At 62.2% G+C, this 24,753-nt stretch carries 23 protein-coding genes; 5 read left to right on the top strand and 18 right to left on the bottom strand.

Features of this window, described 5'->3' with window-relative positions:
- Positions 1-39 precede the first annotated feature (39 nt).
- The 11 genes from NCS00_RS21300 to manD form a co-directional block, all read right to left on the bottom strand.
- Positions 40-411, bottom strand: a complete 372-nt coding sequence (locus NCS00_RS21300) for a GFA family protein (protein WP_250440919.1) — start codon at positions 409-411, stop codon at positions 40-42.
- A gap of 29 nt (positions 412-440) precedes the next feature.
- Positions 441-833 carry a tautomerase family protein gene (locus NCS00_RS21295; RefSeq protein ID WP_008347888.1) on the bottom strand — a complete coding sequence of 131 codons (393 nt, stop codon included), beginning with the start codon at positions 831-833 and terminating at the stop codon, positions 441-443.
- A gap of 103 nt (positions 834-936) precedes the next feature.
- Complete coding sequence (locus NCS00_RS21290; RefSeq protein WP_250440918.1) at positions 937-2,103, bottom strand: ABC transporter permease; 1,167 nt, start codon at positions 2,101-2,103, stop codon at positions 937-939.
- Positions 2,104-2,112: 9 nt separating this feature from the next.
- Positions 2,113-3,267, bottom strand: coding sequence for an ABC transporter permease (locus NCS00_RS21285; RefSeq protein ID WP_008347884.1), 1,155 nt, complete (start codon positions 3,265-3,267; stop codon positions 2,113-2,115).
- 6 nt (positions 3,268-3,273) lie between these two features.
- Positions 3,274-3,966 (bottom strand): ABC transporter ATP-binding protein, encoded by a 693-nt coding sequence (locus NCS00_RS21280; protein ID WP_250440917.1) that lies wholly within the window; start codon positions 3,964-3,966, stop codon positions 3,274-3,276.
- Position 3,967: 1 nt separating this feature from the next.
- A complete protein-coding gene (locus tag NCS00_RS21275) occupies positions 3,968-5,122 on the bottom strand; it encodes an efflux RND transporter periplasmic adaptor subunit (protein WP_239294906.1) in 1,155 nt (384 codons plus the stop codon).
- Positions 5,123-5,254: 132 nt separating this feature from the next.
- Entirely contained in the window at positions 5,255-6,061 is an 807-nt protein-coding gene (locus NCS00_RS21270) for a GntR family transcriptional regulator (protein ID WP_008347879.1), read from the bottom strand.
- Positions 6,062-6,126: 65 nt separating this feature from the next.
- A complete protein-coding gene (locus tag NCS00_RS21265) occupies positions 6,127-7,425 on the bottom strand; it encodes an MFS transporter (RefSeq protein ID WP_250440916.1) in 1,299 nt (432 codons plus the stop codon).
- A 91-nt stretch (positions 7,426-7,516) separates the two neighbouring features.
- Positions 7,517-8,554, bottom strand: a complete 1,038-nt coding sequence (locus tag NCS00_RS21260; protein WP_250440915.1) for an L-idonate 5-dehydrogenase — start codon at positions 8,552-8,554, stop codon at positions 7,517-7,519.
- Between the two features lie 55 nt (positions 8,555-8,609).
- Positions 8,610-9,980, bottom strand: a complete 1,371-nt coding sequence (locus tag NCS00_RS21255) for an MFS transporter (protein ID WP_175980709.1) — start codon at positions 9,978-9,980, stop codon at positions 8,610-8,612.
- A 47-nt stretch (positions 9,981-10,027) separates the two neighbouring features.
- Entirely contained in the window at positions 10,028-11,236 is a 1,209-nt protein-coding gene (gene manD, locus NCS00_RS21250; protein ID WP_250440914.1) for a D-mannonate dehydratase ManD, read from the bottom strand.
- 121 nt (positions 11,237-11,357) lie between these two features.
- Here manD and NCS00_RS21245 point away from each other — a divergent pair, with 121 nt between their 5' ends.
- Both NCS00_RS21245 and NCS00_RS21240 read left to right on the top strand, forming a co-directional pair.
- Positions 11,358-12,824 carry a mannitol dehydrogenase family protein gene (locus tag NCS00_RS21245; RefSeq protein ID WP_250440913.1) on the top strand — a complete coding sequence of 489 codons (1,467 nt, stop codon included), beginning with the start codon at positions 11,358-11,360 and terminating at the stop codon, positions 12,822-12,824.
- A 244-nt stretch (positions 12,825-13,068) separates the two neighbouring features.
- Entirely contained in the window at positions 13,069-13,740 is a 672-nt protein-coding gene (locus NCS00_RS21240; RefSeq protein ID WP_250440912.1) for a hypothetical protein, read from the top strand.
- Between the two features lie 24 nt (positions 13,741-13,764).
- On the opposite strand, the gene NCS00_RS21235 is transcribed toward NCS00_RS21240, so the two are convergent.
- From NCS00_RS21235 to NCS00_RS21205, 7 genes are all read right to left on the bottom strand, one after another.
- On the bottom strand, positions 13,765-15,246 hold the full coding sequence (locus NCS00_RS21235; RefSeq protein ID WP_250440911.1) for a M81 family metallopeptidase: 1,482 nt from the start codon (positions 15,244-15,246) through the stop codon (positions 13,765-13,767).
- The gene (locus NCS00_RS21230; protein ID WP_250440910.1) at positions 15,243-16,502 is read right to left on the bottom strand and encodes a Zn-dependent hydrolase; all 1,260 of its coding nucleotides are present in this window, start codon (positions 16,500-16,502) and stop codon (positions 15,243-15,245) included. Before NCS00_RS21230 ends, NCS00_RS21235 begins: the two co-directional genes overlap by 4 nt.
- A gap of 36 nt (positions 16,503-16,538) precedes the next feature.
- Positions 16,539-17,240 (bottom strand): ABC transporter ATP-binding protein, encoded by a 702-nt coding sequence (locus NCS00_RS21225; RefSeq protein WP_250440909.1) that lies wholly within the window; start codon positions 17,238-17,240, stop codon positions 16,539-16,541.
- Positions 17,237-18,004, bottom strand: a complete 768-nt coding sequence (locus tag NCS00_RS21220) for an ABC transporter ATP-binding protein (RefSeq protein ID WP_250440908.1) — start codon at positions 18,002-18,004, stop codon at positions 17,237-17,239. Before NCS00_RS21220 ends, NCS00_RS21225 begins: the two co-directional genes overlap by 4 nt.
- Positions 18,001-18,990, bottom strand: a complete 990-nt coding sequence (locus NCS00_RS21215) for a branched-chain amino acid ABC transporter permease (RefSeq protein ID WP_250441073.1) — start codon at positions 18,988-18,990, stop codon at positions 18,001-18,003. The genes NCS00_RS21220 and NCS00_RS21215 overlap by 4 nt, the downstream gene beginning before the upstream one ends.
- A 29-nt stretch (positions 18,991-19,019) precedes the next feature.
- Complete coding sequence (locus NCS00_RS21210; protein ID WP_250440907.1) at positions 19,020-19,880, bottom strand: branched-chain amino acid ABC transporter permease; 861 nt, start codon at positions 19,878-19,880, stop codon at positions 19,020-19,022.
- Between the two features lie 84 nt (positions 19,881-19,964).
- A complete protein-coding gene (locus NCS00_RS21205; protein ID WP_250440906.1) occupies positions 19,965-21,173 on the bottom strand; it encodes an ABC transporter substrate-binding protein in 1,209 nt (402 codons plus the stop codon).
- Positions 21,174-21,385: 212 nt separating this feature from the next.
- On the opposite strand from NCS00_RS21205, the gene NCS00_RS21200 reads away from it, so the two are divergent.
- The 3 genes from NCS00_RS21200 to NCS00_RS21190 all read left to right on the top strand — a co-directional run bounded on the left by NCS00_RS21200 (position 21,386) and on the right by NCS00_RS21190 (position 24,742).
- Positions 21,386-22,222 (top strand): FadR/GntR family transcriptional regulator, encoded by an 837-nt coding sequence (locus tag NCS00_RS21200; protein ID WP_008347857.1) that lies wholly within the window; start codon positions 21,386-21,388, stop codon positions 22,220-22,222.
- 255 nt (positions 22,223-22,477) lie between these two features.
- Positions 22,478-24,001 carry a sensor domain-containing diguanylate cyclase gene (locus NCS00_RS21195; RefSeq protein ID WP_250440905.1) on the top strand — a complete coding sequence of 508 codons (1,524 nt, stop codon included), beginning with the start codon at positions 22,478-22,480 and terminating at the stop codon, positions 23,999-24,001.
- Positions 24,002-24,097: 96 nt separating this feature from the next.
- Positions 24,098-24,742: a LysE family translocator gene (locus NCS00_RS21190; protein ID WP_250440904.1), complete on the top strand. Its 645-nt coding sequence runs from the start codon at positions 24,098-24,100 to the stop codon at positions 24,740-24,742.
- Positions 24,743-24,753 lie beyond the last annotated feature (11 nt).

Genomic DNA, 24,753 nt, shown 5'->3' with positions numbered 1-24,753 from the left:
GCGGCGTTCCCGGCACCCTTCACTCACATGGCGACGCTGCTATGCGCGCCCCCCTACCGAACTGCTCGCGCCGTCCTTGACGGGTGCATCGAGCGAATACGCATCCACGCCATCGACACAGCCGAGGTTCACGCGCCATTCAGCAGGATTCGAACGCGTTTGATGGAACGTGTAAATTCCACAGCGCTTGCAAAAGTAATGCTTCGCGACCTGCGTGTTGAATTGATAAAGCGTGAGTTCGTCCTCGCCCGACAGGATGCGCAACTTCTCTTTGACAAAGGGCGGCGACATGACCGCGCCGCGCCTTCGGCAGAAACTGCAATTGCAGCGCGCGGCGGGTTCCGGCGAAGTTTCGACTTCGAAGGTGATCGCGCCGCAGTGACACGCGCCTTTCAGGGTCGTCGGGTTCATCGTGGATACGGCTCCTTTGCGGTTTTCGGTCAGGCCGCGTCCTCCACGTACTGCGCGAGTCCGCGTCCGAACGACCAGTCTTCGCGGCGATTCGGCGCGAGCGCGATCATCACGTCGTCGGGCCGCAGTCCGGGCGATGCCGCGAGCTTCGCCACCAGTGTCTTGTAGAACGCTTTCTTCGTCGCCGTGTCGCGCCAGTCGCTCGCGGTGATGTGGATGAACACGACGTCGTCGCTGCGTTCGACACCGAGATAACCGGGATCGTAAATGAAGTGGTCGCGCTCGTGTTCGTCGATCAATTGAAAGCGGTCGTCGGCGGGGACCTTGAACGCTTCGACGAGCGCTTCGTGCACGCCGTTCGAGATCGCGCGGATATGCTCGCGCGGCTTGCCTTTCATGAGCGAGATTCTGACGAGCGGCATGATGAAACTCCTTCGAGATCGAGTTCGGGTGATCTCGACTCTACGCCGCACAATGCATGTTGAATATTGAATACTTTCGGAGCGACCGTTCGACGAAACGGGATCATCGCGCGCGCAGCGCGTCCACGATATTCATCCGCGACGCCCGCATCGCCGGCAGGAATCCGCCGACGAGTCCCATCGCGAGCGAGAACCCGAGTGTCTTTGCGATCACCGAAGGCGTCAGGATGAAGCGGAACGACAAGTCCGCGAAGGTCTGAAAATTGGTCGTGGAAAACGAAGCGAACTGCATCAGCGCGGCGCACGAAAGTCCGGCCACGCCGCCGACCAGCCCGAGCAACAACGCTTCGAGCAGGAACGCCCCGAGCACGTCGAAGCGCTTGAAGCCGAGCGCGCGCAACGTTCCGATCTCCGCGACACGATTGGCCACCGACGCGTACATCGTGATCATCGCCCCGATCATCGCCGCGATCGAAAAGATGATCGACAGCGTGAAGCCGAGGATATTGATGAACGTCGACAGCGCCTTCGACTGATCGCCGTAGAACACCTGTTCGCGCTTCGCTTCGTCGGCGAGGCGCGGGTCCACGTCGATATCGCCGCGAAAGCGCTCGAATGCATCGCTGCGGGCGAGCCGCACGACCATCGACGAATAACTCGTGCGCCGGAACGATTGCATCAACTGATCGACGTCGCCCCATATTTCCGAATCGAAGCCGCTGCCGCCCGCATCGAAATGGCCGACCACGGTCCAGTCGCGCTGCGCGAAACGCAGGGAGTCGCCGATGCGCGTGCCGCCGAACCCCTTCGCGATGCTGCTGCCCACGATGATCTCCGACGAGCCGCGCCTGAACATGCGCCCCGCCGTGAGCTTCACTTGCGGACGCAATTGCACGCCCATCGGCGAGACGCCGCGAATCACGACGTTGGCGGGCGTGTTGGTGCCGAGCTTGGTGAGCGAGATCAGCACGACGGTTTCCTTCGATGCGAGCGGCTCGCCGTCGCCGTTCATCGCGACCGACGGATGCATCTCCATCGCGTTCGCCTGATTGCGGTCGATCGCGCTTTGTATCTCCGTCTCCGCGCCCTTTCGGATCACGACGACGTTGTCCGCTTCGCCCGTCGATACGAGCGTTTTCGTCAGTCCCGCGTCGAGCATCAGCACGGTCGCGAACACGAACACCACGAGCGCGAGACCGCCTGCCGTCAGCATGGTCGTGAGACGGCGCGCCCAGAGATTGCGTGCGACGTAGGAAACGGGAATGGCCATCGCGCGTCCTCAGCCGATCGCCCGCAGGCCTTCGACGATGCGCACGCGGCTCGCCTGCACCGCCGGCACGATCGCCGCTGCCATCGCGACGGCGAACGCGCATGCCGCCTGCAGAAGCATCGTCTCGTGCGACACCATGAAGACCGGGAACACGCCGCCTGTGGCGTGCTTGAAGACTTCGGCCATCGGCGGCGTCGCCAGGATGCCGATGCCACCGCCGATCGCGCAGATTGCCATCGATTCGCCGAACACGAGCACCGATAGAAATGCGGAGCCGAAGCCGAGCGCCTTCAATGTCGCGTATTCGGTGATGCGCTCGCGCGCGCTCATTGCCATCGCGTTCGCCATCACCGCCATGATGATCAGGATCACTACATATGACACGACGCGTATCGCCGCGATGATCTGATTCGACATTGCGACGAAGCCGAGCTGAAACGCCTGCTCCGTTTCCGTCAGCGTTTCGGCGAGCGAGTTCTTGAAGACATTGTCGATCTTGCGCGACACGACAGCCGCTTCGTCCGGATCCTTGATGCCGACCACGTACACGCCGACCTGATCGACATTGCGCTTGGTCGTCTTGCGGATCGTCTCGTTCAGATAGTCGTAGTGAAAAATCAGTTGCCGCGTGATGGTCGATTCGTCGCGCCCTTCCATGATGCCGCGCACGACGAAGTCCCATGTTCCCGGATAGATCGTGCCCTTGAGCGGAATGACGTCGCCGACCTTGAAGCCGTATTGATCCGCGAGCTGCCGGCCGATGAGCGCGCCTTTGCGATCGCGTCGATAATCGGCGCGTTGCTGCTCGGGCACGATGAACTCGGGATAGAGATCGAGATAGTTGTCGGACACGGCGAACTGCGCGAAGAAGTTCTTCGGATCGCGATACACGCCGCCGAACCAGTTCGAGCGCGCAACGAGCGTCACGCCCTCGACGCCGCGTATGCGGTTCTCATAGGCGAGCGGCAACGGAAACACGAGCGAGATTGCATTGCGCGTGACGAGCCGCGCGTTCGATGCAGCCGCGGCGCCTGCATACCACGCATCGACGACGGTATGCAAAAGACCATATGCGAGCACCGCGATGGTCAGCCCGAGCACCGTCAGCGTGGTGCGCAGCTTGTGCCGCATCGCGTTGCGCAGGATCAGCTTGAACACGAACATGATGGCTTAGCCCACGGTTCCATCGATCAGCTCGCCTTTCTCCAGATGCACGAGCGCCTTCGCCGCGCCGGCCGCGTGCGCGTCGTGCGTCACCATGATGATGGTCTTGCCGAGCTTGTCGTTGAGACGTTGCAGCATCGCGAGGACATCGGCGGCGGAGCTGCGGTCGAGATCGCCGGTCGGTTCGTCGGCGACGATCAGCTTCGGGTCCGTGATCAGCGCACGCGCGATCGCGATGCGCTGCTGCTGCCCGCCCGACAGCTCCGACGGATAGTGACTCATGCGATCGGCCATGTTGACCATGTCGAGCACCATCGCGACGCGTTCCTTGCGCTCGTGGCGCGTGAGGCGCGTGAGCATCAGCGGCAACTCGACGTTCTCGAACGCGGACAGCACCGGCATCAGGTTATAGAACTGGAAGATGAAGCCGACGTTCGCCGCGCGCCAGTCGGCAAGCGCGGCTTCGGGCAGGCGCGTGATATCGAGTCCGCCGACGAGCAACTCGCCGCTATCGGGCCGGTCGATGCCCGCGATCAGGTTGAGCAGCGTGCTCTTGCCCGAACCCGACGGCCCCATCAACGCGACGAAATTGCCTTCCGCGATGGACAACGTGATGTCGGTGAGCACCGGCACGGTCTGCACGCCGCGCCGATACGACTTCGCGACGTGGCTGATCTGAACGAGAGGCGTCGTGCTCACGTTATTTCTTCGCCAGCGTGACTTTGGCGCCGTCCTTGATCTTGTCGCCGGGCGCGAGCACGAGCACGTCGCCGGGCTTCACGCCCTGCACGGCCAGCAGATCGCCGATGCGCTCGCCCGTCGTCACCGGCACTTCGCGCGCGGCGTCGTGATCTACCACGTAGACCACTTTCCTGCCATCGCGCGTGACGACCGCCGATGGCTGCACGGCGACAACCGCCTTCTTCTCCTCGGGCGGCACCGGCTTCGACAGGAACGCGACTTTCGCGGACATATCGGGCAGCACGCGCGAATCGCGTTCGACGAAACGCACTTTCACGAGCACGGTGGCTTTGGATCGATCGACCGTCGGCACGATGCGCGACACGCGGCCCGCGAAGCGCGCGTCGGGCAGCGCATCGAGTTGAATCTCGCACGGCTGATCGACAGCGATGCGCGCGATGTTCGACTCGGCGACATCGGCTTCGACTTCGAGCGTCTTCATGTCGGCGATGGTGACAACCGCGCCCTTGCTGTCCGACGCCGATGAGAACGGCGTGATGTTGTCGCCGACATTCGCGTGCTTCTCGATCACGACGCCGTCGAAGGGCGCGCGAATCACGGTTTGATCGACGGCTACTTGCGCTGCCTGCGCGTTGGCTTGCGCGGAGACGATCGCGGCTTCGTCGCTGTTGATCGACGCCTTGGCCTTGTCGAAGCGGGCGAGCGCGGCATCGTACTGTGTCGCCGGAATCGCGCCTTGCGGTGCGAGGATCTTGTAGCGCTTGAGATCGACTTCCGCGTTCTTCAGTTCGGCGCGCTGCAGCTCGAGATTCGCCCGCGCGACCTTGACCTGCGCCTGGGCCTGCGCGAGCGACGCAGCCACGTCATTGCTCTCCAGCCGCGCGATGATCTGCCCTTCCTTCACCGGCGTGCCTTCGAGCACGCCGAGCCATTCGACGCGCCCTTGTCCTTTCGATGCGACTGCGGCCTTGCGTTGCGGCACGACATAGCCCGTGGCGTTCAGAAGCGTATAGCTCTGCGACGGATACACCGACGTGACCGTGGCGGTTTCGACGGCCTGCGGGCCGGTGAGACGAAACGCCACGCCGATGAGCGCGAGCAGAATCGCAACGATGATGGCGTAACGAAGCCAGTTGCGCCGGCGCCGCGGCATCGCGGCAGACGGACCCCGGTCGATCTTGAGTTTTTCTAAGTTGTGTTCAGCCAATTTTGAACGTGCGCCGCGGGATGGGCCCGCGGATCGGCATGCGGTGAAAGGATGGTCAGTATAGCGCTGTCCTTTCAATCAGCTTCCCAAGGCCACCCGCTCCGGCTCGTCGGGCTCGAACCAATCGGGATTGCGTTCCGCGATCGGATGCAACGACACCAGAATCTCGCGCAGATGCGCGCGCATCGCTTCCTCGGCGCCATCGGGATCATGCGCCTTCAACGCGCTCACGATGCGCGCATGCTGCTTGATGAGCAGATCGAGCGGCGATACATCCGGCAAGCTCAGATAACGCACGCGATCCATCTGCGCCTTGATGTCCTGGATCGTGTCCCATGCAGCGACGCAGTCGATCGATTGCGCGATCTGCATGTGGAACTGTTCATCGAGTGCGAGAAAGGCAGTGGTGTCGTTCACTTTCGATGCGCTCTTCTGCTCGCGAAGATTCGCGGCGAGATCGTCGAGTTGCGAATCGGTGATGGCGACCGCGGCCTTGCGCGCGACCGCCGTTTCGATCGCCTCGCGAATGAAACGCCCTTCGCGCACCTGACGCGGCGATATTTTTTTCACGAAGGTGCCGCGCTGAGGCAACACTTGCAGCACGCCCGCCTCGACGAGCTTGATGAAGGTCTCGCGCACCGGCTGCCGCGAAACCTGGAACATCTCCGCGACTTCCTTTTCGGAAAGCGGCGTGCCGGGCACGAGTTGTCCCGCGAAGATAGCCTGACGCAGCGCCCGAAAAATCTGCTTGCCGATGGGCTCATGCGAGTCGTGCGATATCGCCGAAGTCAGATCGGGCAATTCGAACTTCTGCGATGCGAGCGGCCTGCGTACGCGCGCACGCCGCACTGCAGCCGAGCCATTCGACACGATACCGTCTTGCATGATTGAACCTGAACGCTAATGAGGAGAAAGCGAGCCACGTTCGCGCGCCTCGCTTCCCGATACTATCACGCAGCACTCGCCGCGCTTTCACGCTTCGCGCGCGCTTTCGGCTCGCGAATCCATACGAGCGAACACAGCGCGCCGAGCACCGCGATCGCGCCCGCCAGAACGAAGGCGCTGCCATACGCGCCGTGCGTCGCCTCGACGATGAAGCCCGTCACCGCCGGTCCGATCACGCCCGCGAGATTCGCGAGCAGATGCACGAAACCGCCCACGCCGCCGACGTTTTCGCGCCGCACCGTGTCCTGAATCACGGCCCAGTACACGGACCCGGTTACATAGAGGAAGAAGATCGTCACGGACATCAACGCCACCGCGCCCTGCGTGCTCTCCACACGCCCCGCGAACGCGACGCACAGCGCCGCCAGGCCGAGGCACACGGTCAGCACGATGCGGCGCGACATGAGCGGCTTGCCTGTGATACGCAGAATCGCATCGGTGATGAAGCCGCCCGCCGCGAGCCCGATGCTGCCGAGCAGCCACGGAATCACCGTCGCAAAGCTCATGTCGCGCAGCGACATGTGATGCGCTTCGGTCAGATACGTCGGGAACCACGAGAGAAAGAAGAACAGCACGTAGTTGTATGCAAAAAACGCGAATGCCGTGGCGAGGATGATCGGCTGACGCAGATAAAAGCCGAGATTCGCCTGCTTGCCGTGCGTGCCGTGCTCCATCGACGCGGCGTCCTGCTGGCCCGCGACGATCAGATCGAGTTCGGCCTGCGTGACGCGCTTGTTCTGTTGCGGATGCTCGGTCGTCGAAAGCGCCCAAAGCACGAGCCACGCGAAGCCGATCATCATGATGATGACGAACGCCCAGCGCCAGCCGAACTGGATCGCCATGTAACCGACGACCGGGCCGGCGAGCGCGCCGCCCAGCGGCGTCCCCGAACTGATGACCCCGATCGCGCTCGCCACTTCACGACGCGGAAACCAGTTGTTCACCATCTTGCTGTTCGACGAGCTGAACGGTCCCTCTCCCATGCCGAAGAGCACGCGAAGCACGATCAGCGACACGAGACTGCTCGCCAGCGCAGTCGCACCGCAAAACAGCGACCAGATACCCATTGCGCCGCCGAAGACTTTCTTCGCGCCGATCCTGTCCGACAGCACGCCGCCGACAAAATTGAATAATGCATACCCGATGAAAAAGCTGCTGAACACGATGCCCATCTGTGCATGCGTGAAATGCAGGTCTTTCTGGATGAGCGGAGCGGCGATGGAAAGCGCCGCGCGGTCGAGATAGTTGACGACGCCCGCGAGGAACAGCAGGCCGACGACGAACCACCGCTGACTTTTGATCATGTCGAGTCTCCGATGCACCGCTTCTTGTGGCCTTCCGGTCCGGCGGTTTCATGAATGATGAATTTTGAATGCCGATGCCAAGTGGCGCCCGTCAGTCGAACTGGAGATGCACCTTCATCGATTGAGAGCGATCCAGCGCGACTTCGAATGCACGATTCGCTTCGGCGAGCGGAAATGCGTGCGTCATCAGCAGACGAAGGTCGATGCGCTGCAAGGCGATTTCATCCGCGGCGATCGCGTATTCATCGGTGAAGCGGAACGAGCCCTGATAACGCAGCTCTTTCGCCATCACGAGGTTCGCCGCGACCGGCGACTGACCAGCCGGCAGATTTCCGAGCTGGATCACCGTGCCGCCCGCACGCACCGAGCGCAACGCGGTGTCGAGACCGGCGGGGCTGCCCGATGCCTCGATCACGACGTCGAAGGTGCCGCGTTCGCGCGACCAGGCATCGATGCGCGCCTGATCGTTCGCGAGCACGGTCTCGTCGGCGCCGAGCGACGCCGCCATCGCGAGCGCCTTGTCAGCAAGATCGAGCGCGACGATGCGATGCGCGCCCGCGCGCCGCGCGGCGGCCAACACGATGCAGCCGATCGGCCCGCAACCCACGAGCAGCATCTTCGCGCCGACGAGCGGGCCGGCGAGCTTCAACGCGTGCAGCGCGACAGCAAGCGGCTCGGCCATCGACGCCTGCGCGAAATCGAGGGTATCCGGCACCGGAACGCATTGCCGCGCGGCTGCCGTGATGTATTGCCGGAACATGCCCTGCATATGCGGGAACGTCGACGCGCTGCCCATGAAGCGCATCTTCAGGCAATGGTTCGGCATGCCTTTCTCGCAAAAGCGGCACGTTCCGCAATTCAGGCCCGGATTCACCGCGACCCGCTGGCCGACTGCAAGGCCCGTCACGCCCTCGCCCAGCGCGGCAATCTCGCCCGCGACTTCGTGACCGAGCACGAACGGCTCGCGCACGGCGAAGTCGCCGCTTTTGCCCTTGAAGTAATACGAAAGATCCGACCCGCAGATGCCGCCCGCGCGCACGCGAATCTGCACCTGTCCGGGTTCTGGTTCGGGCGTGTCGATCTCGTCGATGACGAGGTTCTTCGGTTCGTGTAGAACGGCTGCGAGCATGATCTGTGTCCTGGAATCTGCGGTTTGCACTTTGTATAAAGCGTTTTGCATGCAATCAACGGCGGGCGGCGAGCGCCGGTTCTGCGTTCGATCCGGCGATCGCGGCATCGTGTTGCGGCGCGCCCCAGTCGTGCAGATCACGGCCGACGCGCGCCGGCGCGGTCTCGGGCAGAAGCAGAAGCGAGATCGTCGAGACGATGCCGAGCGCGGCAACGTACACGATGAGACCGATCGAGCTTCCGCCCGTCGCCTGAATCAGCTTCACCGCGACGAGACCTAGCACGCCGCTGCCGATCAGCGAACCGATCTGCCAGATGAGCGCAATGCCGCTGCATCGCACGCGTGCCGGAAAGAGCTCGGGAAAGAGCGATGCTTGCGGTGCATAGCAAAGGCTGTGGCCGACGGTGATCGCGAGAATCATCACGGTCTGGATCGCGAGGCGGCTGCCGCTATCGATAGCGTGAAAGAGCGGCATGACGAGCAGCACATGCAGCACTGCGCCCGCGATGAATGTCGCGCGCCGACCGATGCGATCCGACAGTGCGCCCGCGAGCGGGATCGCAATCAGTTCGAGCACGACCGCGACGATGATCGTCTGCAGAAGCAGCGAGTCGGCGATGCCGTGCGCGCGGCCGTAGGCGAGCACGATCATCGTGTACATCGCGAACGTGCAAGCCTCGATCAGCTTCGCGCCGACACCCTTCACGATCGTCGCGCCGTGCTGCTTCACCACTTCCACGACGGGCCGCGATTCGACCGCCTTGGTCTCGCGGATCGCCGCGAACACCGGCGATTCCTCGGTGCGCAGTCGAATATAAAGCCCGACGACGACAAGCACGATGCTGCCGAGAAATGGCAGACGCCAGCCCCAGTCCATCAGTTGTTCGTGCGTGAGCATCGCGGTCAGAACGGCGAAGATGCCCGATGGGATCAGAAAGCCCGCGGGCGCGCCGAGCTGCACGAGGCTCGCGAAGAAGCCGCGTTCGCGCGGCGGCGCATATTCGGCGGTGAGCAAGACCGCGCCGGCCTGCTCGCCGCCGACGCCGAAGCCTTGCAGCACGCGGATCAGCACAAGCGCCGCCGGCGCCCAGATGCCGATCTGCGAGTAATCCGGCAACAAGCCGATGGCGAACGTGCCCAGACCCACGATCAGAATGGTGACAATCAGCGCTTTCTTGCGGCCGATCTTGTCGCCGAAATGCCCGAACACGATACCGCCCACAGGCCGCGCGACGAACCCGACCGCATACGTGGCGAACGCGGCCAGCGTGCCGATCAGCGGATCGTGGCTCGGAAAGAATTTTGCGCCGAACACGAGCACCGCTGCCGTGCCGTACACGAAGAAGTCGTAATACTCCGCCGCCGTGCCGATGGTCGATGCCGCTGCCACCCGGCGCAGCATCGCGCTGGTTTCCCTGTGTGCCATGTCTGTCTCCGGTATCTTGTGTTTTGAATGCCTTAAACCAAACGCGATTACCAGTTCCAGAGCGTGCCGTCTTCGAGGCGCGCCACCGGCAAGTACGCCGGATCGTACGGATACCTTGCGGCGAGCTTTTCGTCGATGTCTACACCGTGCCCCGGCGCTTCGCCCGGGTGCATCATCCCGCGATCGAACGACCATGCATGCGGGAACACATCGAGCGCTTCCTTCGGAAAGCCCATGTACTCCTGCACGCCGAAGTTGGGCACCCACAAGTCGAAGTGCAGCGCTGCGCCCATGCAGACCGGCGACAGATCCGAAGGACCGTGGCAGCCCGTGCGGACCTGATACAGCGATGCGAAATCGGCGATGCGCTTCAGATGCGTGATGCCGCCCGCATGCGTGAGCGTCGCGCGGATGTAGTCGATCAGTTGCTCTTCGATCAGCTGCTTGCAGTCCCAGATGCTGTTGAACACCTCGCCCACCGCAATCGGGGTCACGGTGTGCTCGCGGATCAGACGGAAGCCGGCCTGATTCTCGGCGGGCGTCGGATCCTCCATCCAGAACAGGCGATACGGCTCGACCGATTTGCCGAGCCGCGCCGCTTCGATCGGCGTAAGCCGGTGATGCACATCGTGCAGCAGATGCGTGTCGAAACCGAACTTGTCGCGCACGGCTTCAAAGAGTTTCGGCACGAAATCCAGGTACTTTTCGGAGGACCAGCTCTGCTCCTCGACCGCACCCTTCGTCGCCGGCTCATACATGCCGTCGCCCTTCGCGACGCCATAAACCGAACGCATGTTCGGCACGCCGCACTGGATGCGAATCGCCCTGTAGCCCTCTTCGATATGCTCCGCGTAGCGGTCGAGCGCTTCGGGGATGTCGCGGCCGGTTGCGTGTCCGTAGACCATCACGCCGTCGCGCGACGCACCGCCGAGCAGCTTGTAGAGCGGCATGTTCGCGGCCTTGCCGAGGATGTCCCAGAGCGCCATGTCGACGGCGGCGATTGCGGTCATCGTGACGGGGCCGCGTCGCCAGTACGCGCCCTTGTAGAGAAACTGCCACGTGTCTTCGATGCGGCCCGCTTCGCGCCCGATCAACAGCGGACATACGTGATCCTTCAGATACGACGCGACAGCGAGTTCGCGGCCATTGAGCGTCGCATCGCCGATACCGTAGATGCCCTCGTCCGTTTCCACTTTCAGCGTGACGAAGTTGCGGCCGGGGCAAGTCACGATCACGTCGGCGCGGATGATCTTCATAGGTATTTCCTTGAATGGGCATTCGATGTGGCGGATACTACCATACCAGTATGTTACGACGTCAATAACGGGTTTTCCCCATTCCTAATTCAAAATGCCATCGAAAATGCCTGAGAAATCAATGCTCTCCCGTACATCGCTCAATGCACTCGAAGGCCATTGCCTGTCGCGCGAGTGGCACGAGCCAGCTATCGGCATCGTGCATCTGGGCATCGGCAACTTTCATCGCGCGCATGAAGCGCTCTATACCGAAGAGGCGATGCTCGCCGAGCCGGGCGATTGGGGCATTTGCGGCGTCACGCTGCAGGGCGACGTCACCAAGCGCGATGCGTTGATGGCACAGGACGGCCTCTACAGCGTCGTGGAACGCGGGCCGGACGGCGTGCGCGTGACGGTCGTGCGTGCATTGCGCGAAGTGCTGGCGATGCCCTTCGATCGCGCACGTCTCGTCGAGCTTTTCGCCGACGAACGCGTCCGCATCGTGTCGCTGACGGTTACGGAAAAAGGCTACTGTCGCGATCCGCGAACCGGCGATGCCGACTTTGCGCACGCGGGCGTCGCGCACGATCTCGCGCATCCGGACGAGCCGTCCACCGTGCCGGGCATACTCTGCGCCGCGTTGCGAGCGCGACGCGACGCGGACGCCACCCCCTTCACCGTGCTTTCCTGCGACAACCTCTCGCACAACGGCGATGCATTGCGTCAGGCGGTGTGTTCGTTCGCACGCAGGCTGGACCCGGCGCTCGCGACGTGGATCGAGACGCGCGTCGCGTTTCCGTCGACGATGGTGGATCGCATCGTCCCCGCCACGACCGACGCGGATCGCGAAGCCGCCCAAGCGGCGCTGGGCGTGGGCGATGAAGTGCCCGTGCCGTGCGAGCCGTTCAGGCAATGGGTCATCGAAGATCGCTTCCCCGCCGGGCGTCCTGCGTGGGAAGCGGCAGGCGCGCAACTTGTCGACGACGTCGCGCCCTTCGAGATCGCGAAACTGCGCATGCTCAACGCGACACACTCGACGCTCGCGTATCTGTCCATGCTCGCCGGTTTCGACACGATCAGCGACGCCGTCGGCCACCCGCCGCTGAAGTCACTGATCCACGCGATGATGACGCGCGAGATAGCGCCGACGCTCGCGGTACCGGCATCGTTCGATCTCGCCGCATACCGCGACGCGCTCCTCGACCGCTACGCGAATCCCGCGCTGAAACACCGTTGCAGCCAGATTGCGATGGACGGTAGCCAGAAGATGCCGCCGCGAATTTTGTCGACCATTCAGGCAAGGCTCGACGCGGGTCAGCCGTTCGAACGGCTCGCGCTTGCGGTGGCGGCATGGTCTACGTTTCTGCGCGGACGAGCGGACGACGGCACCCGTTACGCGATCAGCGATCCGCTGGGCGAACGTCTCACGAAAGCGGCGGAGGATGCGACCACGCCGGCAGGCCTCGTCGATGCGCTCGTCGGCGCAAGCGATGTTTTCCCCGCATCGCTGGCACGCAATCCGGTTCTCCGGGAAGCGCTTCTGCGCGCCGCGACAAGGCTCGCGAACGGCGCGCTCACGGCGATCGACGAATATGTGCGGTTGGATTGAATTCATTATCACGCATGCAAAATGCCGAACAGTCCGCTTCGTTTTAAGATAGCCACTTCCATCATGAGCGGCCCTGACGCGCCAGGAGTGGCAGGTGTATTTATTGAAACGTGGACGTAGCTCTGCTCTGTGCATCGCATGCGCGCTGTCGTGGGTATCCGTATCCGCTCTGGCGGCCGCGCCGCAGCCTGGCCGTGCAGCGAGCGCTGCCGACATAGCGAGCGGCGCCAATGCTCAAGGCATCATGTCGGCCGACACGCTCGCACCGAACTTTACCGGCGACGATCCGGAACACGTCCGCGATGCGCTGGCAGGTCATTCCGCACCGGGACAGCCTGCATCGATAACCGGCCGCGTACGGGCGTTTCTTTCGCGGCCCTTCACCAAGGCGCAGCATGCCGCGAGCCAACCCGGCGCGCAGACAGATCGCACGTTCACGTTCGTCATTCCGGTTTCATACGGCGTGCGCTATCTGTCGAAGAAGAAAGTGCTGACGGTGAACGTCTCCCTGGCGGCGTCTCACGATCCGGATGCCATCCTGCTGAAGGAAACGGTAAAGGGGCAAAGCGGCCGCAAGCTCGTTGTTGCGCCTGAAGCCAAGGAAAAGGGTTTCGTTCAGACCTTCGACAGCATTGAACTGAAGCAGGAAGGCAGCGCGAGAACCACGGTCAGAGGCAGCATCGTGCTTCCGAACTTCGACCGCGCGCATGGCAGCGATGACTTCGCGATCGTGCTCATCTGCACGCTCGCGCCACCCTACCTGACGGACGACATCGAGCATAACGCGCCCACCGATGAAGAACCCACGGATATCACGCGCAGAACATCGATATTGATGGGCCATGTCGATGCAGCGTGGCTCATCGATCGCAAGGAAGGCACGATCATTACGAAGCGGCTGCGCCTCGTGAAGTGAAAGGCGCGCCGCTCTTCTGTTCGATCAATATTCGACGTTCGAATCCAGCGGATAGACGGGCCGCTTCAGGTTCTCGAATGCGAAGAGTCCATAGTCCGAACTCGTGACACCGCGGCTATCGCATTCGACGAGGCCACCCGATATCGGCACGAAGACGGGGCGGCAGTACATGCGGGACTTGAGAATCAGAAAGCGCGCGCCGCGTGGATCGATGCCGACACTCTCGAACACGCGCAGGTCCCACGGCTCGTGCGTGCGTTCCGTTACAAGGATGCGCGCCGCGGCGGTCTCGATCACGGCCGCGCGGCCCATGAACGCGCGCTGCCCCGTATACGTCGGTCCGCTGATGATGTATTCGCCATCGGTCAACGCCCGCACTATGCCGGTAACCTCGAGCGGCGGCTTCGCTCGGGACGCCACGCTCGCTAGCTTGTTGCCGACGCCGATCGTGACCGTTGCGCCCTCGCCGGCTGCGAAGAGTTGCGCGACAGCTTCGGGATCGCATAAAGGTCCCACGACGATGCCATCGAGTCCTTGCTTCAACGCTTCTTCGAATGCGTCGGTCGTGTCGCACGTTCCGCCCGACATGCAGTTGTCGCCGTGGTCGAGCAGCAGTACGGGCTTGTCCGTTTCGCGTGCGAGCGCAGCGCCCTCGCTGATCGATTGCGCGAGCGGCACGCTGCGATAAACGAACGCGTCACGCTCGTTCCAGATTTGCCGCGCGATGCGGTCCGCCACGCTCTGCGCCTTCGCGCGCTCGCCATCCGCCACCACGACCACGCTGATGCAAGGCGCGGCGATATCCGCCAGCGAGAAACCGGATAGCACCGACACGGCCAGCACGCCATCTTCAGCTTCGGCTGCGCGCGCGGCATCGACTGCACGCTTCATTGCACCGTCCGCTGTCGAACTCCTCAGCGTATGCGTGAGCAGCGGCGGCTGCGCCCAAGCGATCACGGGCTTCGCCTTGTCGTGAATCAGATCGAGCAGCAGTCGCGCCGCATGCTCACCGCTCTCGTACATATCGACGTGAGGATAGGTCTTGAAGCTCGTGATCACGTCCGCGTTGTCGATCATCTTCTGCGTGACGTTCGCATGCAGATCGAGCGATACAGCAATAGGCGCATGTGGCAGCGCGCGTCGCACGCGTTCCAGCAAATCGCCTTCGCCATCGGGCGAATTCTCCGCGACCATCGCGCCGTGGAGGTCGAGCATCACGGCATCGCAGCCTTCTGTTGCATCGACGATCGACTGGCAAATCGCGTCATAAGCGGCAGCAGCGACGGGACCGCTCGGATTTGCCGAAGCGGATATCGGCGTCACGATGTCCGCATGTTCGCGCTTCGCAGCATCGATGAATGCGGACATCGCCGTACGCATGCCGGCATTCTCGTTATACGCTTCGGCGCCATGACACGGACCGTCGCGCCCGAATGCTTCGAGCGGCGTCGCAACGGGCGAGAACGTGTTGGTCTCGTGGTTCATGCGGGCGATGAGTATCTTCATGCTGCGTCTCCTTCGGACGCGTTGGCTGCGCGCAGCATCGCTTGCAGAAGCACATTGCAGCCTGCTGCGAGATGATCGGCGCGCGCATCCTCGATCTCGTTGTGGCTGATGCCGTCCTTGCACGGCACGAAGATCATCGCTGCCGGCGCCACGCGTGCGAGATAGACGGCGTCATGACCCGCGCCGCTCACGACATCCATCGACGTGAAGCCGAGCGCATCGGCGCTCTCGCGCACCGACGCAACCAGCGATGCGTCGAACGGTTGCGGCGCGAAGTAGACAACTTCGTCTACCTTGACCGGCAGATCCGCTTGCTCGCATGCGTCGCGCATTGCACGGTCCATTGCGAGAAGCGTCGCGTCGTCTGGCGCGCGCAGATCAACGGTCAGCTTGACGCGCCCCGGAATGACATTGCGCGAGTTCGGATGCACGTCGACCCAGCCGACCGTTCCGCGTCCATGCGGCGCATGATCGATTGCGATGCGATTGACGGCGCGAATGAGATCTGCCGCGACGAGCAAGGCGTCGCGGCGCAGTTCCATCGGCGTCGGACCCGCGTGCGCTTCCATGCCTTCGATCGTCACGTCGTACCAGCGTTGACCGAGCGCGCCTTGCACGACGCCGATCACCTTGTCCTTCGCCTCCAGCACCGGACCCTGCTCAATGTGCGCTTCGAAATACGCACCCACGTCATGCGCCTCGACGCGATCTCCCGCATAACCTATCGATGCCAGCGCGTCCCGCACGAACACGCCGTCGCGATCCTTCTGCGCGAGTGCATGATCCAGCGTGAACGCGCCCGCGAATACACCGGAACCCATCATCACCGGCACGAAGCGCGAGCCTTCCTCGTTAGTCCAGACGGCAACTTCGAGCGGCGCAACCGTACGCACGTTATTGTCATTCAGCGTGCGCAACACTTCGAGGCCCGCCAGCACGCCATAGTTGCCATCGAACTTGCCGCCCGTCGGTTGCGTATCGATATGGCTGCCCGTCATCACAGGCGGAAGATCGTCACGCGTGCCCGCACGGCGCGCGAAGATGTTGCCGATCGCATCCACGCGCACGGTGCAGCCGATTTCCTTTGCCCACGCGATAAAAAGATCGCGGCCTTGCTTGTCGAGTTGCGTCAATGCGAGACGGCACACGCCGCCCTTCTCCGTCGCGCCGATGCGCGCGAGATCCATCAGACTGTTCCAGAGACGCGCACCGTCGATGCGCAGAGCGGCCTGCGCCGGCATATCATGAGCTTGCATTCGAGGTTCCTGAGCTGAGTGATGCAGATATGAGGTTCAGACGACGCCCACGCCGAGATAGCGATCCTTGATCGATTCATCGGCGATGAACGCATCGTTCGTTCCTTCGTACACGATGCGCCCTTGCTCAATGATGTAATGGCGGTCGGCGAGTTGCGTGCAGACTTCCAGATTCTGTTCGACGAGCAGAATCGTCACGCCCGCTTGGCGAATCAGCTTCAGTTGCGCGACGATTTCCTCGACGATCACAGGCGCGAGTCCTTCCACCGGTTCATCGAGCATCAGCAAGCGCGGATGATTCATCAATGCGCGGCCGATCGCGAGCATCTGCTGCTCGCCGCCCGAGAGTTGGCCACCGCCGTTCGTCCGGCGCTCCTTGAGACGCGGAAAGATGCGATAGATATCCGCGAGTTGCCATGGAGAACCTTTGCGCGCGCCGAGCCGCAGATTCTCTTCGACGGACAAGAGCTTGAAGATACCGCGATGTTCCGGCACGAAGCACACGCCGCGCGCAGCGATCTTGTGCGGCGGCATCTTCGCGAGCTCGACGCCCTTGAACTTCACGCTGCCGCGCTGCGGCGCCACGACGCCGGCGATGCTTTTCAGCGTGGTCGATTTTCCCGCGCCGTTACGGCCGAGCAGCGTGACGGTTTCGCCTTCGCCCATCGTGAGCGAGACGCCTTGAAGAATATGGCTCTTGCCGTAATAGCCGTGAATGTTATCGACATCGAGCATCATGCGCGTCCTCCGGTGATCATGTTGCCGAGATAGGCGCTGCGCACACGTTCGTCCCCGCGGATATCGGCGGGCTTGCCTTCGACAAGCACGCGGCCTTGCTGCATCACCGTGATGATGTCGGAGATGTCCATCACGATATCCATGTTGTGCTCGATCAGCACGACCGTGTAGTCATCGCGCAGACTGCGGATCAGATGCTTCATGTCGTCGAGATCGTCGATGCCCATACCCGAGGTCGGCTCGTCGAGAAAGATCGCCTTGGGCCGGGCGGCGAGCGCCATGCCCACTTCGAGACGCCGCTGCTGGCCATGCGATAACGCGCTCGCCTGCGTCGACGCCAGGCGTTGCAGCGCGAGACGTTCGAGAATGCCATCGACCGTATCGCGATGTTCCAGCGCGCCGCGCGGCGGCGTCCATGCGTTGAGTGCGCGCTTCGAGTCCACGCCTTGCGCGGCGAGCCGCAGATTCTCACGCACCGACAGATTCGTGAAGAGGCTCGTCACCTGAAACGATCGTGCGATGCCACGCTTCACGCGACGATGATCGGGTTCCTTTGTCACGTCGTGACCATCGAACACGATATTGCCCGCGGTGATCGGCACGGTCCCGGTCAACACATGAAACAGTGTGGTCTTGCCCGCACCGTTCGGTCCGATCACGGAATGCACCGTGTTCCTTGCGATGCGCAGATTGACATCGGTTAGCGCGGCGAACTTGCCATAGCGCTTCACGACGCCCTTTGCTTCCAGTATCGACGCGCTCATGCCGGCTCTCCTCGATCGCGCTTCATCGCGCGCCAGATGCGTTCACCCAGACCCCACAAACCGCGCTGCATGAAGAGACTTACCGCGATCAGCACGAGCCCGAGCAACAGCAGCCAGCGCGGCCATAGCGTTGAAAGCCAGTCGGCGAATAGCACATAGAACGCTGCGCCCAGTACGGAAGAAAAGAGATTGCCCGTACCGCCGATAACGGTCATCACGAGAATCATCTCGCTCGTGTGGTAGTCGATGTTCGATAACGGCGCGATGCCCGTCATCATCGCGTGCAATGCCCCGGCCAGGCCAGTGACCGCACCCGATACGACGAACGCGGCCAGCTTGAAACGCTTTACGTCATAACCTACGGCAGCGGCGCGCGCCTCGTTATCGCGGATTGCGAGCAGCGTGCGGCCGAAGACCGAATGCGACACGCGCAACATGAACCAGAATGCGATCAAGAACAATACGGCGACGAACGCGTAGTACTGCCACGGCGACACGAGCGAAACGAGTGGCTGCCCGAAGAATGACAACGCGGGCCGCGGAATATCGAGCAAGCCGTTGTCGCCGCCGGTGAGATCGGGTGTCGTATAGGCAAGGAAATAGAACATCTGTCCGAATGCGAGCGTGAGCATCACGAAGTACGCGCCGCGCTGACGAATGGAGAACCATCCGACGAGAGCCGCGGCGAGCGCACCCGCGATGATGGCGCCGAGCAATGCCGCGGGAATCTGAAGCCCTGACTTCGTGAGGATCAGACCCGCGGCATAGCTTCCTAGACCAAAGAATATGCCTTGTCCGAACGACAGCAGGCCCGTATGCCCGAGCAGCAGATTACAGCCGAGCGCGGCGAGCGCATAGACGAGCACTTCGGTTGCGAGCGATCCGGAGCGGATCGTCAGCGGAAGAACGCAGACGACGATGGCCGCGAGCAGCAGAAAGCGATAGCGATGAAGCGACTGCCTGAAGGATCGCGGTGGCGCGCTCATGTCCAGTGTCTTCGAATCCAGTTTGGAATTCACGCGGTCCTCCCGAGTAATCCGTTCGGACGCAGCAGCAGCACCGCGGCCATCGCCACATAGATCATGAGACGCGCGCCTTCCGGCCACACCGTACTCATCACGCTCTGCACGATGCCGACGAGCAGTCCGCCGACGAGCGCACCCAGAAAATTGCCCATGCCGCCCACGACCACGACGACGAATGCGACGCCCAGTGCTTCGATCCCCATGAACGGATCGACGCCGCGTATCGGCGCGGCAAGCACGCCCGCGAGTGCCGCTGTTCCCGCACCGAGCGCGAATACAAGACTGAAGATGCGCGTCACGTTGATGCCGAGCAGCGATACCATCTCGCTCGATTCGCTGCCCGCTCGCACAGCGCTGCCGAGCCGCGTGCCTTCGAGCACCCACCATAGAATGCCCGCCAGCACCGCCGTGAACGCGATGACGAAGAGACGGTACTTCGGGTAGATGAAGCTGCCCCACATCACAACGCCGTTGAGAACGTCCGGCACCGGGACGTTATCGCCGAGCGGTCCCCACGCGATGATCGCGCACTCCTGAATCACGAGCGCAAGGCCGACTGTCGCGAGAATATGAAACTCGTGTTGCTGTGCATAGACGTGGCGCAGCACGACTTTCTCGACGATCCATGCGATCACGCCGACGACGATGGGCACGACGACGAGCGCACTCCAGAAGTTCATCGACCACTGCATCGCCTGATAACAGAAGTACGCGCCCAGCAGATAGAAAGCGCCGTGCGCGAAGTTCACGAAGCGCAGCAACCCGAACACGATCGACAACCCGACCGCGAGCAGAAAATACAGCATGCCCACGCCGATGCCGTTCACGACCTGCAACAGATAAACGTTCATGGCCTTGCATCAGAAGAGTGGCAACGCGAATGCAGAACTCGCCCGCATTCGCATGAAAACAACGCGCGTCACAAGATCAGGCGATCACGCAAGCTTGCATTGCGTCTTGTCGAGCGGCAGGAACGACTGGCCCGAACTCACGATGTCGGCGTAATCGTCTTTATCCTTCATCTTGCTCTTGGGCTTGCCTTTGAGAAGATAGTAGTTCTTCAACACCTGATGATCGCCCGCGCGAATTTCCTCCGGCCCGGTCAGGCCCGCGTACTTCATGCCTTGCAGCGCAGCGACGACTTTTTTCGGGTCGGCGGTGCCCGCTTTTACGATGCCGTCGAGCAAAATCTTCGTGCAGATGTACGAACCCGCGAGGCTATAGTTAGGGTTCGATTTATAAGCCGCATTCACACGCTTGACGAGGTCCTGATTGAGCGGCGTATCGACCGCATGCCAGTATTGCGCGCCGAAATAGACGCCCTCGCAGATTTCCGGTCCGAGTGCTTCGAATTGCTCCAGCCCCGACGCCCATGCCATCAGGATCGTGCAGTTGTTCTTCATGCCAAAGCTCACGGCCTGACGCAACGTGTCCGATGATTGCGAGCCGAAGTTGAGGATAAGAAGAACATCGGGCTTCGCCGCGACAGCATTCGTCAAATAACCGCTGAACTCTTTTTCATTGAGCGAGTGATAGCTGTTGCCCACATGCTCGATACCCTTCTCTTTGAAGATGTTCTGCGCCGCCGATAAAAGCCCGTCTCCGAACACGTATTGCGGCGTGATCGTGTACCAGCGCTTTGCATTGGGCATCGACTGAATGAGCGGCCGCACCGTTTGCTCGATCGCGCCGAAAGTGGGCACCGACCAGCGAAACGTCGCGCTGTTGCAATCCTTGCCGGTGAGTTCGTCGGCGCCCGCAGTCGTGATGAAGATGCCGCCGGCCTTCTCCGCTTCCTTGCCCATCGCGAGTGCTTCCGACGAAAGAATGCCGCCCGCGAAATAACGTGCGTTCTTCTGCTGCGCGATTTCCTGCACGCGGCGCACGGCCGTTGCGGGTTTTCCCTCGGTGTCGAGCGTCGCATAGGCGAGCGGTTGACCCAGCACCTTGCCGTATTGTTCGATAGCCAGCTTCATGCCGAGATCGGCGTACTTGCCATTGGCCGCGAACGGACCGGACATCGGCACAGGGCATGCGAACTGGATCGGCGAGCCCTGCGCAAAGGCGCTTCTTGCGACGAGCGCTTCGAACGATCCTGGAATGGCCGACAGCGCGGCCAGCTTCAACATGTTTCGGCGATTCAAAATTGACGCTCCTTGAGAAGATGACCCGCGCAGCCGCCCCGCTTTTTTTCGTGGTAGGTTCAAGCCTCGGCTCGGTTCATTCTATTTATCATGATAAATAGAATGAACCTGATGCTAGGAACAATAAATTCGGGTGTCAATAAGGCAATATTCCAGTCTGCGAATTCGCGACACGCGCGCGTATAAAGCAGACAAAGACAGGGAGCATCGACATGGTGATGGAGCGTGCAAAACGCACCGGGGCGGCAATCGAAATCGCGCAGCAGCCGATCAAACAGCCCAAGCGCGCGGATCTCGTCGCCGAAGAAATCAAGCGGCTGATCACGGAAAAGAACCTGAAGCCCGGCGACAAGCTGCCGCGTGAAGTGGAATTGCAGCAGCTCTTTTCCGTCAGCAAGAGCACGACGCGCGAGGCGCTCAAATCGCTGGAAGTGCAAGGGCTGATCAAAGTGACGACGGGACCTTCGGGTGGCGGCACGATCGTCGAGGTGCCGCTCGATCGCACCTTGCAACTCTTGCAGAACTATCTGTTCTTCAAGGACGTGACCATCGACGATATCTATACGGTGCGTCAGTTGCTCGAACCGGAGCTCGCGGCAGGCGCAGTGCCGCATCTCACCGACGATGACTTCAACGCGCTGGAAGCGAACATCGCTTGTTGCGACGAGCCGGCCTCGGCGCACGCGAATCGCGACATCGTCCGGCAACGACAGGAAGACGTGAACTTCCACGATATTCTGGCCGCTGCGAATCCCAATCCGTTTTTGCGCTTCACCTGCGAGTTGATCAACGAAATGATCCGGCAACTCATCGAGTTCAGGAACGACACGCCGCAAGCCGAACATGAACGCTTCGGCCGCGCGAACGTGAAGATTCACAAGGCGATCACCGAAGCGGCGCGCGCGCGGGACGCGGACAAGGTTCGAGAACTGATGGTGATTCACATGACCGAGGCGCCGCGCTATGTGAAGCGCATGAAGGGCAAGCTGCGCGGGCGGCTCATTCTCGACTCGGAGATTCGCAAGCGCATGGGCGGGCGCGGCGGGTGATTCGAGCATGGCCGTGCAGAAAGGATTGAGCCTGAGCGACTACAATCGGGGTGCAAATACGCGCGGCGCTGTTCACCACATAGCGCATAAGATGCAAACCAATCCATAAGATACGGAGTTTTTCGACGCATAGCGCAGTCGCGCCGCACATCATGTCGTGCCCGGATGTGCGGAAATCGCGCCGCGCGGAGAACCTGAATGCCCGCCAGATTAAAAGCCGTTCGTAAGACCGGACGCATGGTCAGTCGCCGGTTGATGCGACGCAACAGCACCGCCGCAATCCGTTTCGCCGAAGTGTTTTCGCACTTTCCGGCGCTCGCTGGTCTTATCGGCACCGCCATCGCCATTTGTATGGCCGTGTTGTCGTTTGCCGCGCTGTGGCAGGGACGCGCGCAAGCGCTGCAAAACGCGCATCAGGCTGCGGCCAATCTCGTCGCCACCTTGAGCGCCGATATCGCGCGCAATATCGAATCGAGCGACCTGTCGCTGCGCACCATCGTCAATGGCGTTAGAAACCCTGCCGTAATGGGGCTTCCGCCTGATCTGCGCAAGCTTGTTCTATTCGATGGCGCCACCGGCATGAACTCCGTCGGCGGCGCATTCGTGATGAATCGCGAGGGACGCATCGTCATCGAACGCGATCCTTCCGATCATGCCGACTTGCTCTTCAACGATCGCGACTACTTCAAGGTCCACGCCGAGCACCCCGACGCCGGTCTCTACATTTCCGGACCCTATGCGTCGCGATTGCGCAAGGGCGCGGCTTCGCTCGCATTGAGCCGGCGCATCGATGCATCGGATGGCTCGTTTGCGGGCGTCGCCGTGATCGCCTTGAACGTCTCCTACTTCAAGGACCTGCTGTCGCGCGTGAAGCTCGGCACTTCGGGCGCGGTGTTCATCGTGCAACAGGATGGCGTGATGATCGCGCGCAAGCCTGCGCTGCCAGGCGATAGCGACGGCTACGTCGCGAAGTCACCGACCTTCTCCGCGATGCGCGACGCGGCTTCAGGCTCATACATCTCACGGTCTCCGCTCGATGGCGTCAGGCGGCTCTATACATTCCAGCACGTACCCGGCACCCGATTGATCGCGGCGGTCGCGCCCGCCGAGGATGACGTCCTCGCGGCGTGGCGCGAACGCAGCCTCGTCATCGGCGGATTGACGATGGCGTTCGGAGGCGGCTTCATCGTCATCTCATGGCTGCTCGCAATTTCACTGCGCTCGCGAGCAATTGCGCAAGAGAAGCTGCAACGGCTCGCGGGTACCGATGCGCTCACCGGACTATGCAACCGCCGCGCGCTGGACCGGCAGCTCGACGAAGAATGGCGGCGAGCGCGCCGCGTCGATCAGCCCCTGTCCGCGCTGTTCATCGACGTGGACCACTTCAAGCTCTATAACGACACCTACGGTCACGCGATGGGCGACGACGCGCTCATCGCCGTGGCCGACTGCATACAAAATGCCGCGAAGCGCCCCGGCGACATCGTCGCGCGCTATGGCGGCGAAGAATTCGTCGTGGTTTTGCCGGGCGCCGCGGCGAGCGGCGCGCTCACATTTGCCGAGCGTCTGCGCGAGAACGTGGAACAACTCGCCATTCCTCACAGCGCGGCGCCAAGGAGCGTGCTGACGATCAGCATCGGCATTGCCACGGCCTCGCCACGCCATAACGACGACGCGCTCAAGTTGCTGAACAATGCCGACGCCGCGCTCTATCTCGCCAAACGCAGCGGGCGCAATCGCGCCATCCACGAAGACAGCGTCGCCGGCAGCGGCGCCTGACGCGATGCACGTGAAGTCGGACGTATCATGCGTCGTGAATGCAATCCGGCGTTTTGCATGCCGCATTCAAACTGCACATCCGAAGGAGTTATTCCGATGACCGCTTCGACCGCCGTACTCGCGATTCTCTTTTCACTGTTGCTGGGCGCGATGATTCCGGGCCCGAGCTTCGTAATCGTGGCGCGCAATGCCATCGGCATATCACGCGCCGATGGCCTCGCGGCCGCGCTCGGCATGGGCGTGGGCGGCATCTTCTTCGGCGGCGTCGCCCTCGCGGGACTGTACACGCTGCTCGTTGCCGTCGAGTGGCTCTATCTCGCGCTGAAGGTCGCCGGTGGCCTGTATCTGATTTATGTGGCGTCGAAGATTTGGCGGGGCGCCGCGCAGCCGATGGAGATGCCGGCAACGGACGGCGCGTCCCGGCTCACCGGGCGCGCTCGAAAGTCCTTTTGGCTTGGCCTCTCGACGCAACTGAGCAATCCCAAGACAGCCATCTGGTACGGCAGCATTTTCGCGGCGCTCTTGCCGCAGCATCCTCCGCTGTGGTGCTACTTCGTATTGCCGCCTATGGTCTTCGTGATCGAGACGGGCTGGTACACCATCGTCGCGCTTGGCTTCTCAAGCAAGCGTCCGCGCGAGATGTATCTGCGGGCGAGGAAGTGGATCGACCGTTTCGCAGCGAGCGTCATCGCGATGCTCGGCCTGCGCCTCGTGCTGACGGCGGGTCGAACCGGCCTTTGATTTCGCATGCA

The organism is Caballeronia sp. AZ1_KS37, assembly GCF_023631165.1.
Taxonomy (GTDB): Bacteria; Pseudomonadota; Gammaproteobacteria; order Burkholderiales; family Burkholderiaceae; genus Caballeronia; species Caballeronia zhejiangensis.
This window is presented reverse-complemented; position numbering and strand designations above follow the sequence as displayed.